The 13,480-nt window shown below is 72.3% G+C and carries 13 protein-coding genes and 1 pseudogene; 6 read left to right on the top strand and 8 right to left on the bottom strand.

Annotated features, from left to right (window positions below; genetic code table 11):
- Window positions 1-5 precede the first annotated feature (5 nt).
- The 4 genes and pseudogenes from JIX55_RS43805 to JIX55_RS43790 form a co-directional block, all read right to left on the bottom strand.
- Window positions 6-413, bottom strand: coding sequence for a YciI family protein (locus JIX55_RS43805; RefSeq protein ID WP_257568766.1), 408 nt, complete (start codon window positions 411-413; stop codon window positions 6-8).
- 230 nt (window positions 414-643) lie between these two features.
- Window positions 644-970, bottom strand: a pseudogene (locus JIX55_RS43800) (sensor histidine kinase); the annotation flags it as partial.
- A 27-nt stretch (window positions 971-997) separates the two neighbouring features.
- Window positions 998-2,068, bottom strand: a complete 1,071-nt coding sequence (locus JIX55_RS43795; RefSeq protein ID WP_257568765.1) for a zinc-dependent alcohol dehydrogenase family protein — start codon at window positions 2,066-2,068, stop codon at window positions 998-1,000.
- Window positions 2,069-2,282: 214 nt separating this feature from the next.
- Window positions 2,283-4,664, bottom strand: coding sequence for a phosphoketolase family protein (locus JIX55_RS43790; protein WP_257568764.1), 2,382 nt, complete (start codon window positions 4,662-4,664; stop codon window positions 2,283-2,285).
- A 48-nt stretch (window positions 4,665-4,712) separates the two neighbouring features.
- Between JIX55_RS43790 and ppk2 the strand changes: the two genes are divergently transcribed.
- Window positions 4,713-5,516, top strand: coding sequence for a polyphosphate kinase 2 (gene ppk2 / locus JIX55_RS43785; RefSeq protein WP_257568763.1), 804 nt, complete (start codon window positions 4,713-4,715; stop codon window positions 5,514-5,516).
- A 17-nt stretch (window positions 5,517-5,533) separates the two neighbouring features.
- On the opposite strand, the gene JIX55_RS43780 is transcribed toward ppk2, so the two are convergent.
- Window positions 5,534-6,433: a universal stress protein gene (locus tag JIX55_RS43780; protein ID WP_257568762.1), complete on the bottom strand. Its 900-nt coding sequence runs from the start codon at window positions 6,431-6,433 to the stop codon at window positions 5,534-5,536.
- Between the two features lie 26 nt (window positions 6,434-6,459).
- Window positions 6,460-7,365 (bottom strand): universal stress protein, encoded by a 906-nt coding sequence (locus JIX55_RS43775; protein WP_257568761.1) that lies wholly within the window; start codon window positions 7,363-7,365, stop codon window positions 6,460-6,462.
- A gap of 508 nt (window positions 7,366-7,873) precedes the next feature.
- On the opposite strand from JIX55_RS43775, the gene JIX55_RS43770 reads away from it, so the two are divergent.
- From JIX55_RS43770 to JIX55_RS43760, 3 genes are read left to right on the top strand one after another with little or no spacing between them, the layout of a single operon-like run.
- Window positions 7,874-8,338 carry a Crp/Fnr family transcriptional regulator gene (locus tag JIX55_RS43770; RefSeq protein ID WP_257568760.1) on the top strand — a complete coding sequence of 155 codons (465 nt, stop codon included), beginning with the start codon at window positions 7,874-7,876 and terminating at the stop codon, window positions 8,336-8,338.
- Between the two features lie 32 nt (window positions 8,339-8,370).
- A complete protein-coding gene (locus tag JIX55_RS43765) occupies window positions 8,371-8,550 on the top strand; it encodes a hypothetical protein (RefSeq protein ID WP_257568759.1) in 180 nt (59 codons plus the stop codon).
- A complete protein-coding gene (locus JIX55_RS43760) occupies window positions 8,550-8,972 on the top strand; it encodes a pyridoxamine 5'-phosphate oxidase family protein (protein ID WP_257568758.1) in 423 nt (140 codons plus the stop codon). The genes JIX55_RS43765 and JIX55_RS43760 overlap by 1 nt, the downstream gene beginning before the upstream one ends.
- A gap of 96 nt (window positions 8,973-9,068) precedes the next feature.
- Here JIX55_RS43760 and JIX55_RS43755 read toward each other — a convergent pair whose 3' ends face one another.
- Window positions 9,069-9,725, bottom strand: a complete 657-nt coding sequence (locus JIX55_RS43755) for a hypothetical protein (protein WP_257568757.1) — start codon at window positions 9,723-9,725, stop codon at window positions 9,069-9,071.
- Between the two features lie 341 nt (window positions 9,726-10,066).
- Here JIX55_RS43755 and JIX55_RS43750 point away from each other — a divergent pair, with 341 nt between their 5' ends.
- Both JIX55_RS43750 and JIX55_RS43745 read left to right on the top strand, forming a co-directional pair.
- Window positions 10,067-11,113, top strand: a complete 1,047-nt coding sequence (locus tag JIX55_RS43750; protein WP_257568756.1) for a histidinol-phosphate transaminase — start codon at window positions 10,067-10,069, stop codon at window positions 11,111-11,113.
- A gap of 5 nt (window positions 11,114-11,118) precedes the next feature.
- Window positions 11,119-12,873 carry an aldehyde dehydrogenase family protein gene (locus tag JIX55_RS43745; protein ID WP_257568755.1) on the top strand — a complete coding sequence of 585 codons (1,755 nt, stop codon included), beginning with the start codon at window positions 11,119-11,121 and terminating at the stop codon, window positions 12,871-12,873.
- Between the two features lie 12 nt (window positions 12,874-12,885).
- Here the strand turns inward: JIX55_RS43745 and JIX55_RS43740 are convergent, their stop codons facing one another.
- Complete coding sequence (locus JIX55_RS43740; RefSeq protein WP_257568754.1) at window positions 12,886-13,386, bottom strand: Lrp/AsnC family transcriptional regulator; 501 nt, start codon at window positions 13,384-13,386, stop codon at window positions 12,886-12,888.
- Window positions 13,387-13,480 lie beyond the last annotated feature (94 nt).

Genomic DNA, 13,480 nt, shown 5'->3' with positions numbered 1-13,480 from the left:
AGTCGTCACTCCGTGATGGTGGGGGTCACGCCGTAGAACGGGCGCAGTTCCAGCCACTCGTGGATCGGCTTGCCGCCCGCGCCGGGGGCGGCCGACAGCTCCCCGGCCAGCTCGACGGCGCGCTCGTAGCTGTCGACGTCGATCACCATCCAGCCGGCGATGAGGTCCTTGGTCTCCGCGAACGGGCCGTCGGTGACCGGCGGGCGCCCCTCACCGTCGTAGCGGACCCATGCTCCCTCGGGCGCGAGTGCCTGACCGTCGACGAACTCGCCGGTCTTCTCCAGCCGGGCCGCGAAGTCGCTCATGTACTGCATGTGCGCCGAGATCTCCTCCGGCGTCCACTGGTCCATGGGCACGTCGTTGACCGCGGCCGGGGCGCCGCGGTAGTGCTTGAGCAGCAGGTACTTGGCCATGATCGTTCTCCTCGGTGCTGGTGCGACCCATTGTGGTCGCGTTCACAGCGGGGACGGAGCCGACCACGGGTTCTCGACATCGCCGCCCGAAGTTTTTTTGGCTCTTGTCGATGAGCCGCGCTCGGGCCGACGGCTGTTCGGCGTGCAGAGCACGTCAGGCCCGGGCTACGCCGCCCGGTCGAACGGTTGGTCAGGTCCGTGCCGGGGTCATCGTCGGGCAGGCACAGCGGCTACCCCTTCCTCACCGGCACCCGCCACACCAGCGAGGTGCCGCCGTCGGCGGGCTCCGCCAGTTCGAGCCGTCCGCCCAGGTGCTCGGCCCTTTCCGCCATGTTGCGCAGGCCGCTGCGGCGGCCCGCATGCGGAATGCCCACGCCGTTGTCCGTGACCGACAGCCGCACCTCTTTGCCGTCGGTGGCGAGGACCACCTCGGCCCGGTCCGCCCGGGCGTGCCGGGCGATGTTGGTCAGCGCCTCGGAGAGCACGGCCCCCACGTTGTCGGCGATCTCCCTCGGCACATCGGTGTCCAAGAGGCCCTCCATCCGCACGCTGGGCGCGCCGGGCGGCCGTCGCCGCTCGCGTCGTCAGGCCGTCCGGACGACGACCTCCTCGTGCGACTCCTCCCCGAGCACCACCTTGAGCGCTCCGGTGTCGGCAGCCAGGGCGAAGACGTCGTACGCCTCCTCCATGTGGTTCAGCGGGAAGGTGTGGGTGACCAGCTGGGCGGTGGGGAGGCGGCCGGCGGCCGCCATGCGCAGCAGGGTGGGTGTGGAGTGGGTGTCGACGAGGCCGGTGGTGATGGTCACGTTCTTGATCCACAGGTCTTCGAGGTGCAGCGTGGCGGGCTTGCCGTGTACGCCGACGTTGGCCACGTGGCCGCCGGGACGCACCATGCGGGTGCACATCTCGAAGCTCTCCGGCACGCCGACCGCCTCGATGACCACGTCCGCGCCGAGTCCGTCGGTGAGATCGGCGATCAGCTGCTCGGGGCCCTCACCCGCGTCGGCCACGGCGTCGGCGCCGAGCCGCTTGGCGGCCTCCAGACGGGACGCGGCCAGATCGACGGCGACGATCCGCTCGGGTGCGAACAGCCGTGCCGTGGCGATCGCCGCGAGGCCGATGGGTCCGGCTCCGACCACGGCGACGGTGTCCCCGGGGCGCACGTGGCCGTTGAGCACGCCCACCTCGTAGGAGGTCGGGAAGATGTCCGCCAGCAGTACGGCGTCCTTGTTCTCGACCGCGCTGGGGAGCACGTGGACGGACAGGTCGGCGTACGGTACGCGGACGTACTCGGCCTGGGTGCCGTCGATCAGGTGGCCGAGAATCCAGCCCCCGCCGCCCCGGCACTGGCCGTAGGCGCTCTCCCGGCAGTAGCGGCAACGTCCGCAGGCACTGATGCAGGAGACCAGCACGCGGTCGCCCGGACGTACGGTCCGGACGTCGCTGCCGACCTCCATGATCTCGCCGACGGCCTCGTGCCCGAGGACGGTGCCCGGGCGCACCTCGGGCACGTCGCCCTTGAGGATGTGCAGGTCCGTGCCGCAGATGGTCACGGCGTCGACGCGCACGATGGCGTCGGTGGGCTCCTTGACGGCGGGGTCCGGGATCTCCTCCCAGGCCGACTGCCCGGGGCCGTGGAAGACGAAGCCTTTCATGTCGCTCCTCACCATCCTCTGTCCGCCTCGGCGCCGGGGGGCCGCACGTGGTCCGTGTCCGGAACGGATCCTGACTCCGGCCCCGCGCCGGGGTTGCCCTACCTATCCAGCTTGTCCGTTCGTCGTGCACTCCGCATGGGCCGCGAGCCGTCGTCCGGGGGCCGGGAGTCCTCGCTCCGAGTCAGCGCGGTGGCGGACCCGGCGCCGGGAGTCTTCAGGCGTTCCAGGTCCAGTCGGCGACCTCCGGCAGGTCGGTGCCGTGCTCGCGGATCCAGGCCTGGTGGCGGGTGCGGGCGTCGGCCATCTGCTGGCGTACGGCGGCGGCGCGCACCGCGAGGCCGGGGACGCGGTCGATGACGTCCATGACGAGCCGGTAGCGGTCGAGGTCGTTGCGGACGACCATGTCGAAGGGTGTCGTGGTCGTGCCGGACTCCTTGTATCCGCGCACATGCAGGTTCTGGTGGCCGGTGCGGCGGTAGGCGAGGCGGTGGATCAGCCAGGGGTAGCCGTGGTAGGCGAAGATCACCGGTTTGTCGGTGGTGAACAGGCCGTCGTACTCGAAGTCGCTCATCCCGTGCGGGTGTTCCTCGCGCGGGAGCAGCCGGGTCATGTCGACGACGTTGACCACACGTACGGCGAGCTGCGGCAGGTGGCGGCGCAGCAGCTGGGCTGCGGCCAGCACCTCCTGCGTGGGCACGTCCCCGGCGCAGGCGAGGACGACATCCGGTTCGCCGCCGTTCTCCGAGCCGGCCCAGTCCCAGATCCCGGCGCCCCGCGCGCAGTGGGCGCGGGCCTGCTCGATGGACAGCCAGTCGAAGCAGGGCTGTTTGCCGGCCACGATCACGTTGACGTAGTCCCGGCTGCGGAGTGCGTGGTCGGCCACCGAGAGCAGGGTGTTGGCGTCCGGGGGCAGGTAGACCCGTACGACCTCGGGGCTCTTGTTGAGGACGTGGTCGACGAAGCCCGGGTCCTGGTGCGAGAAGCCGTTGTGGTCCTGGCGCCACACGTGCGAGGTGAGCAGGTAGTTGAGGGAGGCGATGGGTGCGCGCCAGGGCAGCTCGCGTGACGTCTTCAGCCACTTGATGTGCTGGTTGACCATGGAGTCGACGATGTGGACGAACGCCTCGTAGCAGGAGAACAGCCCGTGTCGGCCGGTGAGGAGATAGCCCTCCAGCCAGCCCTGGCAGGTGTGTTCGGAGAGGATCTCCATCACCCGGCCGTGCCGGTCCAGGTGCTCGTCGACGGGGAGCAGCCCTGCCTGCCAGGCCTTGCCGCTGGCCGCGTAGACGGCCTGGAGTCGGTTGGAGGCGGTCTCGTCCGGGCCGACGAGCCGGAAGTCCCGGCGCAGGCGGGTGTCGTTCATGACCTGTTCCAGGAGGTCGCCGAGGACCCGGGTGGGCTCGTGCAGTGTCGCCCCCGGCTTGTCGACCGGCACGGCGAAGGTGTCCAGGGACCGGATGGGCAGGTCACGGACGAGGAGCCCGCCGTTGGCGTGCGGGGTGGCGCCGAGGCGCCTGGAACCCTCGGGGACGCAGGCGAGGACGTCGGCGACGGGCCGGCCGTCCGGGCCGAAGAGTTCGGCGGGCCGGTACGAACGCAGCCATGCCTCCAACTGCCGCAGATGTTCCGGGTTCTCCCGTACCCCGGCCAGCGGGACCTGGTGCGCGCGCCAGGTGCCCTCGACGGGCTCCCCGTCGACCTCGGCGGGGCCGGTCCACCCCTTCGGGGTGCGCAGCACGATCACCGGCCAGTGCACGCGCTCGGTGACACCGTCCTCGCGGGCGGTCCGCTGCATCAGGGCGATGCGGTCCAGCGCCTCGTCGAAGGCATGGGCCATCGCCCGGTGCACCCGCATGGGGTCGTCGCCGGTGACGTGGATCGGCACATGTCCGTAGCCGCGCAACAGCGCGTCCAGCTCGGTCTCCGGGAGGCGGGAGAGCACGGTCGGGTTGGCGATCTTGTAGCCGTTGAGGTGGAGGATCGGCAGGACCGCTCCGTCGTGCACCGGGTCGAGGAACTTGTCGGAGTGCCAGGAGGCGGCGAGCGGCCCGGTCTCCGCCTCGCCGTCCCCGATCACGCACGCCACGAGCAGGTCGGGGTTGTCGAACGCGGCACCGTACGCGTGCGCCAGCGAGTAGCCGAGTTCGCCGCCCTCGTGGATGGAGCCGGGTGTCTCCGGGGCGACGTGGCTGGGCACACCGCCGGGAAAGGAGAACTGCCGGAAGAGCCGTGCCATGCCCGTGGCGTCGCGCGACACGTCCGGGTAGGTCTCGCTGTAGCTGCCCTCCAGCCATGAGTTGGCGAGCACGGACGGCCCGCCGTGCCCGGGGCCCCAGACGCACAGCGCGTCGAGGCCGCGCGCCTTGATCACCCGGTTGAGGTGGGTGTACACGAGGTTGAGGCCGGGAGAGGTGCCCCAGTGGCCGAGCAGCCGGGGCTTGATGTGCTCGGGTTGCAGGGGCTCGGTGAGCAGCGGGTTGGCGAGCAGGTAGATCTGTCCGGCGGCCAGGTAGTTGGCGGCGCGCCAGTGGGCGTCCAGGGTGCGCAGTTCCTCATCGGTCAGTACGGTGACGTTCTGGTGTTCGACCTTGGTCATGGGTGACTCCGGAACTCATCGACGGGGGTCTCGGGTGGTGGAGGCGGCATGGCCGGCAAGAAGGCGACGAAGGTGCCGCGTGCGGTGTACGAGAAGGAACTGCTGCGTCTGCAGACCGAGTTGGTGAAGCTGCAGGAGTGGGTGCGGTCGGAGGGCGCCCGTCTTGTCGTGGTCTTCGAGGGGCGGGACGCGGCGGGCAAGGGCGGCACGATCAAGCGGGTCGCCGAGCACCTCAACCCCCGGGTGGCGCGGACCGCGGCACTGCCCAGGCCGACCGAACGCGAGCGCACCCAGTGGTACTTCCAACGGTACGTCGAGCATCTGCCGGCCGCCGGGGAGATCGTGCTGTTCGACCGGTCCTGGTACAACCGGGCCGGCGTCGAGCAGGTGATGGGCTTCTGCACGATGGAGGAGTACCAGCTCTTCCTGCGGCAATGCCCGATCTTCGAGCGGATGCTGGTGGAGGACGGGATCCTGCTGCGCAAGTACTGGTTCTCGGTGAGCGACACCGAGCAGCAGGAGCGGTTCCGCAAGCGGCTGGAGGATCCGCTGCGGCGCTGGAAGCTGTCGCCGATGGACCTGGAGTCGATCACCCGCTGGGAGGCGTACTCCCGGGCCAAGGACGAGATGATGGTGCACACCGACATCTCCGAGGCGCCCTGGTACGTGGTCGAGAGCGACGACAAGCGCCGGGCGCGGTTGAACATGATCGCCCATCTGCTGGACTCCGTGCCGTACCACGAGGTCGCGCCCCCGGTGCTGGACCTGCCCGCGCGCCCGCCGTCGACCGGCTACCAGCGCCCGCCGCGTGATCTGCAGACGTATGTCCCCGACCACGCGGCGAGTCTCTGAGCAGCCGGTCACCGCGCTCACTCCGGCTCGGGCACGATCACGACCGGACAGGCGGAGTGGTGCAGCACCCCGTGCGTCACCCGGCCGAGCTGGAGTCCGAAGTGCCGCTGCCGGCGCTTGGCTCCGACGACCAGGAGGTCGGCGTCGCGCGAGGCGTCGACCAGCACGTTCCGGGCATGGCCCTCGACCGTACGGCGGTGCAGGACGACATCGGCGGGGGCGTCCTTGAGCGCCGCCTCCAGGGCCTCAGCCGCCTGCTGTTCATGCAGTCGCGCGGGCGCCCCGGCCAGCAGAGGATGGTCGGTGGTCTCGTGCGCCGGGCAGCGCCAGGCGCGTAGGGCTTCGACCTCCGCCCCGCGCCGCCGCGCCTCCTCGAAGGCGAAGCGCACCGCGGCCGAGGACGTCGGCCTCTCCCCCACGCCGACGACGAGGCGGCCGTGCGTGGCGGGCAGGGCCTGGTTGTCGTGGCTGCCGCGTACGACGGTCATCGGGCAGTGCGCGTGCGCGGCCACCGTCAGGCTCACCGAGCCGAGCAGCGCCTCGGTGAGGGCGCCGCGGCCCCGGGTGCCCGTCACCAGCAGGGAGGCGCTGCGGCTCTCCCGCAGCAGTGTGTACTCGGGTTCCTCGGGCAGCACATCGGTGGTGATCTTCACGTCGGGCCGGCGGAGGTGGGCGCGGCGGGCCGCGCTCTCCACGATGTCCTCGGCCCGTACCCGCTCGGCCGGCCTGCCCAGGTCCTCGGCGAGCCGGGCGCCCTCGTAGCGTTCCCACAGTGAGGCGTACACCAGGCGCAGCGGCGCCCCGCGCAGGGCGGCCTCGTCGGCCGCCCAGTCCACGGCCCGCAGGCCGGCCTCGGAGCCGTCGACGCCGACGACGATCGGCAAGGCGCCGAAGGCTCGTACGACCGCTGCCTTCATGGTGTCTGCTCCTCGGGGAGGGTGGGTCAGCCGTGCGGGACGACGGCGACGGGGGTAGTGGCGTGGTGCAGGACGGTGTGTGTGACGGGGCCGATGTGGGCGCCGAAGGGGCTGCGGCGGATCCGGCGGCCCACGACGACCAGGGAGGCCTCGCGGGAGGCGTCGACGAGGTGGCTGCCGGGGGTGCCGTAGTGCGACTCCTCGGTGACCTCGACATCGGGGTGCTTCTCCCGCCATGGGCGCAGGACCTCGCTCAGCGCGGAGGTCTCGCGGCGGGTGAGGTCCGCGTGGAGTTCGAGGTCGACGGCGAGGCCGTAGGCGTAGTACGGGGGCGGGTTCCAGCCGTGGACGACCCGCAGGGACGTACCGCGGCGGACGGCCGCCGCGAACGCGAACTCGATCAGCTCCGCGTCCGGGCTCTCGATGTCGAGGCCGAGGACGACGGGCCGGAACGGGGTCGCGGCGGACGGGATGCCGACCGGGTCCATCTCGTGCTCGTCGGCGGCCTGTTCGCCGGCCCGGACCAGGACGACCGGCCGTTCGGCGTGCGCCAGCACGGAGAGGCCGACCGAGCCGACCATGAACCCGCCGATCCCGCTCAGGCCGCGCGAGCCCAGCACCAGCAGCTCGGCTTCCTTCGCCGCGCCCGCCAGCACCTCGGAAGGGTGGCCGGACAGCTGCTCGGTGGTCACGTCGAGGCCGGGGTGGCGCAGGCGGATTCCTTCGGCCGCCTCACGGGGAATCCGCTCGGTCCAGTGCTGATGTGTCTCCGCGCCGAGGAGCGGTGCCTGCGCGATGGGGTCCGGTACGGGCTCCCAGACGTGGACCAGCTTCAGCGGCAGCCCGAGCAGCCGTGCCTCGCGGGCCGCCCACTCGGCCGCTGCCCGGCTCTCACTCGAGCCGTCGAGGCCGACGGTGATGGTGCGGGTCATGATCTCCACCTTCCGAATCCGCTGAACCGTGGTTCCGATTCGAGCGTCGTCCGTGGATGAGTCCCCGGGCAGAGGCCGCAGGTCCCTGCCCGGGGACCGACCGGCCCTGGCCGGTGTCGGGTGCGGCAAACCCACCATCCAACCCGCCGTGCCGCCGCGCCTCCCGCGGTCGGCGCAGCCGGCGGCCGTCGGTGACGAGCGGGAGCGGTGCATCTCGTCGAGCGGGCGGACACGACCCAGCAGGGGCACCGCGCGCCGTTCGTGCAGGGCCCAGACCTTGCCGAGGCCCAGGGTGTCGCCGGCCGAGGCTGCGGCCAGGGCGACCAGGACTGCCCCGGCTCCTCGGCCCGGCCCCCGCCCCCGCCCCCGCCCCACAGACCGGTGCCCCCGGAGTCCCGCCTCCGGTGCCGAACGGCCCGGCCTGTGGACCGGGTGGCCCATGGCCCGCCCCGACGACCGGGACCACCCTGGTCGTGGAGGTTCGTACACCCGGAAGCGGAGGCACGTCATGAACGCTCCCCCCACCCCCAGCATGCTGCGCACGCTGTCCGCCGAGCACCGGCAACGGCTCATGCGCGTCGCCCGGGAGGTGTCCATCGCCCAGGGAACTCGACTGTTCGAGGAGGGTGGACGCGCCGACCGCTTCTGGATCATCCGCACCGGCGCGGTCGAACTCGACATGCGGGTGCCGGGACAGCGGGCAGCGGTCATCGAGAGCCTCGGGCACAACGAACTGGTCGGCTGGTCCTGGCTCTTCGCACCCCACTCCTGGCACCTGGGAGCCGTGGCGACGACACCGATCCGGGCCTACGAGTTCGACGCGACCGCCGTCCGGTCCATGTGCGCCGACGACCCGGCCCTGGGCCACGACATCGGCCAGTGGGTGGGCCAGGTGCTGGCCCACCGTCTGCGCTCGGCCAGGACGCGTCTGCTGGACCTGTACGCCCCGTACGGCGCCGGCAGCGCCATCTGACCCCGCCCGGAAGGAGGCACGAAGGAGCAGCCATGCACGGCACCCCGCACATCGTCAGCGACGTCATGACCGACAGTGCCACCAGGACGGACACCCCGCCGCCGCGCACGCCGAGCGTGGTGCCCTGCCCAGGAATCCCACACACACTCGGGGCCGCAGAAGAGGCCAACCGGCCCTACCCGTGTTCGACCACCGCGTCGACGATGGACTGATGGTTCAGAACCATGCCTTTCGCGCCCTCGACCGGCAGGAGTGCCTGCGCCTGCTGGCCGACGTGCCGGTGGGCCGCGTGGTGTACACCCGGCAGGCGCTGCCCGCGGTCCTCCCGGTCGACTTCGCCCTCGACATCGATGGCGCCGTCCTGCTGTGCACATCGGCCACCTCCGACCTCGTACGGGCCATCGACGGCGTGGTGGTCGCTTTCGAGGGGGACGAGTTCGACCCGGCCAGCCGGTCCGGCTGGAGCGTCGTCGTCACCGGCCGGGCCAGCGTGGTGACCGACCCGGCCGAGCACGAACGTCTGTCCCGTGGCGGCCCCACCTCCTGGATGCCGATGCGCGACGAGGTCTTCGTACGGATCGAGTCCGAGGTGGTCACCGGCCGTGAACTGAACGTGGCACGAAACCCCGTGTGAGCGAGGGCCACGCCCCACGCCCCCAGGTGTGTGAAGGCCCGCGCCGCCCGGCTTCCCGGGCATGGAGAACGACGCGGCCACGCGCCCCCGCGCCGGTCACGGATGGTTGATGTCCCAGACCGTCGACCCGGTGGGTGAGGGGGTCGGGATCGGCCGGTCCGGGTCGCACGGGGCGGAGTCGTCCGGCGGGAGCAGCCGGTACGCTCCGATCCGCTCCGTACCGAACCGCACGTCCGTGTCCTCGGCGGTGGCCACGTCCGCGGTGCGCGGCAGTTCCCGGTCGTCCAGAGGTGCGCCCGCGTACGCCGCCACGAGGACCCGGGTGCATGCGCCCTCCCGTCCGGTGGGCAGGCCGGTGGGGAAGCCGACGGCGCGGGTCCTGCTTCCGTCGGTGGACAGCCGGTAGCGCATGACGGACGACATGTCCGTCCCCGTCGTCGTGGCGGTGAGGGTCCAGAACTCGACCTGCACGGCGAGCCGTCGGCACAACGCACGGCCTGCGCCCGAGTGCTGTGCGCGGACGACGACCGACGCGCTCTCGTACGACGAGTCGGCGCCGTCGGCCGTGCCGCGGAACTGCACCGAGGTCCGCAGCCATGCTGCCCGCTCCCGTTGCGACCAGTGGCCGTTGTCCCGGCAGCCGTCGGCCTGCGTGCCCGCGGACGCCTGCGAGCAGCCGGCCGCGAGCAGCGCGAGAGCCGCCGCGCACGCCGTCAGGGCTCCGTGGCGGAGGCGGGTCTGGGTGCTGTGCATGGTCTCCCTCGATCGGAACGGCGGGCCCGGGCATCTCGTGGCCCGGGTCGCGAGCACTCTGCTGGCACCTCGCCCGCGGCGGGGGCGTCGACGGCCCGCTGTGTCCTTCCCGTGATCATGAAGGTGCCCCGGCGTCCGTCGGAGGGCGCGCCGTCCGTCTCGTACCAAAGGTCCCGCAGGGCTCACTGGAAGACGGTTTGCCGGTGAACTGCTCCGTTTTCGGCGATTCGTAGCCGAATTCGCCAAACAGTTGAGCGCCTGTCGTCCGCTCTTCACGATTCCCCTGTCAAGTGCCCGACGCCCAGGCCTCGGGCCCCCAGCGCTGCAGAAGCGAGTCCAGCATGGTGCGTGTCCGTGCGTCCCTGTCCCAGCTGCCCGCCTACGTCCCGGGCCGCAAACTGCCCGGGGCGATCCTGCTGGCCAGCAACGAGTCTCCCTACGGGTTGCTGCCGGGGGTGGCCGGAACCCTCGCGGAGGCCGCCGGCGGTGTGTCGCGGTACCCCGATCTGCACGCCGCCTCCCTCGTCGAGGCCCTGGCCGCGCACCACGGGGTCGAGCCGGACCGGATCGCGGTGGGCGCCGGGTCCTCCGAGGTGTGCGGGCAGTTGCTGCACACGGTCGTCGGGCCCGGTGACGAGGTGGTCTTCGGCTGGCGGTCGTTCGAGGCGTACCCGATCCTCACCGCCGTCGCGGGTGGTACGGCCGTACGGGTGCCGCTGCGCGATCACGCTCTCGACCTCGACGCCATGGCCGCGGCGATCACCGCGCGGACCCGGCTGGTCTTCGTGTGCAACCCCAACAACCCGACCTCCACGGCGGTCGGCGCGCGGGCCCTGACCGACTTCGCGGACCGGGTACCGCGGGACGTGCTGATCGTCGTCGACGAGGCCTACCGCGAGTACGCCGATCCCGACCTGGTCCCCGACGGCCTCGCCCTCCTCGGTGACCGGCCGAACGTGGCGGTGCTGCGGACCTTCTCGAAGGCGTACGGACTGGCGGGGCTGCGCGTCGGCTACTGCGTCGCGCCGTCCGGGATCGCCGCGCATGTACGCCGGACGCAGGTGCCGTTCAGTGTCAGCGCCCTCGCCCAGCGGGCCGCCGTCGTCGCCCTCGGCGAGGGCGCGGAGGTCGCCCGGCGGGCCGCCCTGACGGTCGCCGAGCGCGACCGGGTCACCGCGCGGCTGCGCGCGCTGGGCCACGAGGTGCCCGTCTCCCATGCCAACTTCGTCTGGCTGCCGCTCGGCGAGGACAGCGCGGACTTCGCCCTGCGCTGCCTGGACGGGAAGATCGTGGTCCGCCCGTTTCCCGGAGAGGGCGTCCGGGTGACGATCGGGCTGCCGGACGAGAACGACGCCCTGCTCACGCTCGCCGCGATCCGGAGAGGCTGACGGCCGTGCGCCCCGGTCCCTACGAGCGGCACGGCGAGCTGCTCCACGATGTCGTCCGTGCCCTCGCCGCCGGTGAGTGCCGTCGCCCCTTCACCGAGGCGACCGGCCAGGACGCGGCCGACGCGGGCATGAGGTCGACCCGCACGGCGGGCAAGGTGTTCCGCTCGCTGCTGGGACGGCCCTTCGAGCTGGCGCAGCCCGGCGCTCTCGGGCAAGTGCGCACGGAGTCGTCGCCGTACGGCGTGGCTCTGGCCATCGCCTACCCGCGCTGCGATCCCGGGGAGCTGGTCGCGGCGGCCGGGCGGGCGGCGGCCGGCTGGCGGGCCGCCGGGGCGTACCAGCGCGCCGGGCTCGCCGTGGAGATCCTGCGCCGCCTCAACACCCGCAGCCACGAGCTGGCCCTCGCCGTGCACCACACCACCGGCCAGCCCCTGCGCGCGGCCTTCCGCGCCGCCGGGCCACGCGCCCAGGACCGTGCCCTGGAAGCCGTGGCCCAGGCGTTGGCCGAGTCGGAACGCGTCCCGGCCGACCTGCGCTGGGAGAGCGCCGAACGGAGTGGGCCGCCGCTCGCGCTGCGGGGCACCTGCACCCTGGTGCCCCGCGGGGTGTCCCTGCTCGTCGGCTGTCCCGACTTCCCGCTCTGGAACGGCTATCCGGGCCTGTTCGCCGGCCTGGTGACCGGCAATCCCGTGGTCGTGGCCCCCCACCCGCGTGCGGTGCTGCCGCTGGCGATCACGGTGCGGGTCGCGCGGCAGGTGCTGGCGGAGGCCGGCCACGACCCGAACGTGGTGACGCTGGCGGTGGCCGAACCGGAGCGACGGGTGCACCGGCGGCTGGCCACCGACCCGGCGGTGCGCATCGTCGACTTCACCGGCTCCGCACGCTTCGCCGACTGGCTGGAGCTGCACGCCCGCCAGGCCACCGTGTTCGCCAACCGGACGGGGCTGAACACCGTGGTCGTGGACTCCACCGACGACTACCAGGGCCTGGTACGGGGCCTCGCCCTCTCCTCGTGCCTGTGCAGCGGCACGGTACGCACCACACCGCAGAACATCCTGGTGCCTGAACGGGGCTTTCGCACCGACGAGGGACCCAAGACGCTGCGGGACCTCGGGGCCGACGTCGGCGACGCCGTGGACCGGCTGCTCGGACACCCCGCACGCGCGGCGCGGGTGCTGGGCGCGATCACCTCCGACGAGGTGCGCGACGCCCTGACGGAGGCCGCGCGGTACGGCCCCGTCCTGCACGCCTCCGGTCCCGTGGCCCACCCCGAGCACACACACGCCGACCTGCGCGGCCCGCTGCTGGTGCGGCTGCGCGCCTCGGACGAGCGGGTCTACACGCGCGAGTGGCCCGGGCCCGTCTCCTTCCTGGTGGGCACCGACTCGACCTCGCAGGGCCTCGCCGTCCTGCGCCACACCGTGGCACGGCACGGCGCGCTCTACGCCTCGGTGCACTCCACCGACCCGCTGGTACTGGCGGCGGCCGAGACGGCGGCGCTGGACGCCGGGGTGCATCTGGTGGAGAACCTCGACGACCTGCCCGCCGACCCGTCCTCGGCCCGCGCCGACCTGCCGGGCGCCGGCGCCCACTTCATCACCGGACGGTTCCGCGTGGTGCGCTCACGGCGGCACGCACCGGTGACGGCTCCGACGTCAGTTCCTGCGCCAGTTCCGGCGACGGCTTCCGTCCCGGCACCGGACCGGCCGGCGGTCGCCGCGCGGAGCCCTGCCGCCACCGCCGAGCTGCTCGACGTATGACCGCCCCGGTCCTCAGTCCGTCCAGGTGGCGCCGCGCCCCCGCACCTCGTCGAAGACGAGCCAGGTGCGGGTGGAGCGCACGCCCGGCACCGCCTGGATGCTCTCCAGGACCACCTTGCGCAGCGCCAGGTTGTCCGGTGCGCGCACCAGCACCAGGACGTCGAAGTCGCCCGTGACGAGGGCGACATGTTCCACGTACGGGATGGCGCGCAGTTCGCGGGAGATGTCGCGCCAGGCGTTCTGGTCGATGCTCATGGTCACGTAGGCGCTTGTGCCGAGGCCGGCCCGCTGGGCGTTGAGCTGTGCGGTGAAGCCGGTGATGACGTCCTCCGCCACGAGCCGGCCGATGCGTGTGTAGGCGTTGGCCCGGGAGATGTGGACCTGCTCGGCGAGGGCGCGGACCGAGATCCGGCCGTCCTGGAGGAGCCGGGTCAGGATCTGCCGGTCGATGTCGTCGAGCGGGACGGCAGTTCGTCCGGCCACGACCCCCGGCGGCGGGTTTTCCTCGGACACTTTGCCCTCCCAGGGCTTTCGGTTCGGCAGTTCGTCGCCGGTTCAGCCGGGCTATTGAACACATATTCCGCTATGGCCACCATTCTCCTGTCAA

Source organism: Streptomyces sp. DSM 40750, from assembly GCF_024612035.1.
Taxonomy (GTDB): domain Bacteria; phylum Actinomycetota; class Actinomycetes; order Streptomycetales; family Streptomycetaceae; genus Streptomyces.
This window is presented reverse-complemented; position numbering and strand designations above follow the sequence as displayed.

What these genes read in the sequence shown, in the direction of transcription:
- JIX55_RS43805 (WP_257568766.1), bottom strand. Translation starts at nt 413, where the DNA reads ATGGCCAAGTACCTGCTGCTCAAGCACTACCGCGGCGCCCCGGCCGCG.
- JIX55_RS43795 (WP_257568765.1), bottom strand. Translation starts at nt 2,068, where the DNA reads ATGAAAGGCTTCGTCTTCCACGGCCCCGGGCAGTCGGCCTGGGAGGAG.
- JIX55_RS43790 (WP_257568764.1), bottom strand. Translation starts at nt 4,664, where the DNA reads ATGACCAAGGTCGAACACCAGAACGTCACCGTACTGACCGATGAGGAA.
- ppk2 (WP_257568763.1), top strand. Translation starts at nt 4,713, where the DNA reads ATGGCCGGCAAGAAGGCGACGAAGGTGCCGCGTGCGGTGTACGAGAAG.
- JIX55_RS43780 (WP_257568762.1), bottom strand. Translation starts at nt 6,433, where the DNA reads ATGAAGGCAGCGGTCGTACGAGCCTTCGGCGCCTTGCCGATCGTCGTC.
- JIX55_RS43775 (WP_257568761.1), bottom strand. Translation starts at nt 7,365, where the DNA reads ATGACCCGCACCATCACCGTCGGCCTCGACGGCTCGAGTGAGAGCCGG.
- JIX55_RS43770 (WP_257568760.1), top strand. Translation starts at nt 7,874, where the DNA reads ATGAACGCTCCCCCCACCCCCAGCATGCTGCGCACGCTGTCCGCCGAG.
- JIX55_RS43765 (WP_257568759.1), top strand. Translation starts at nt 8,371, where the DNA reads ATGCACGGCACCCCGCACATCGTCAGCGACGTCATGACCGACAGTGCC.
- JIX55_RS43760 (WP_257568758.1), top strand. Translation starts at nt 8,550, where the DNA reads ATGGTTCAGAACCATGCCTTTCGCGCCCTCGACCGGCAGGAGTGCCTG.
- JIX55_RS43755 (WP_257568757.1), bottom strand. Translation starts at nt 9,725, where the DNA reads ATGCACAGCACCCAGACCCGCCTCCGCCACGGAGCCCTGACGGCGTGC.
- JIX55_RS43750 (WP_257568756.1), top strand. Translation starts at nt 10,067, where the DNA reads ATGGTGCGTGTCCGTGCGTCCCTGTCCCAGCTGCCCGCCTACGTCCCG.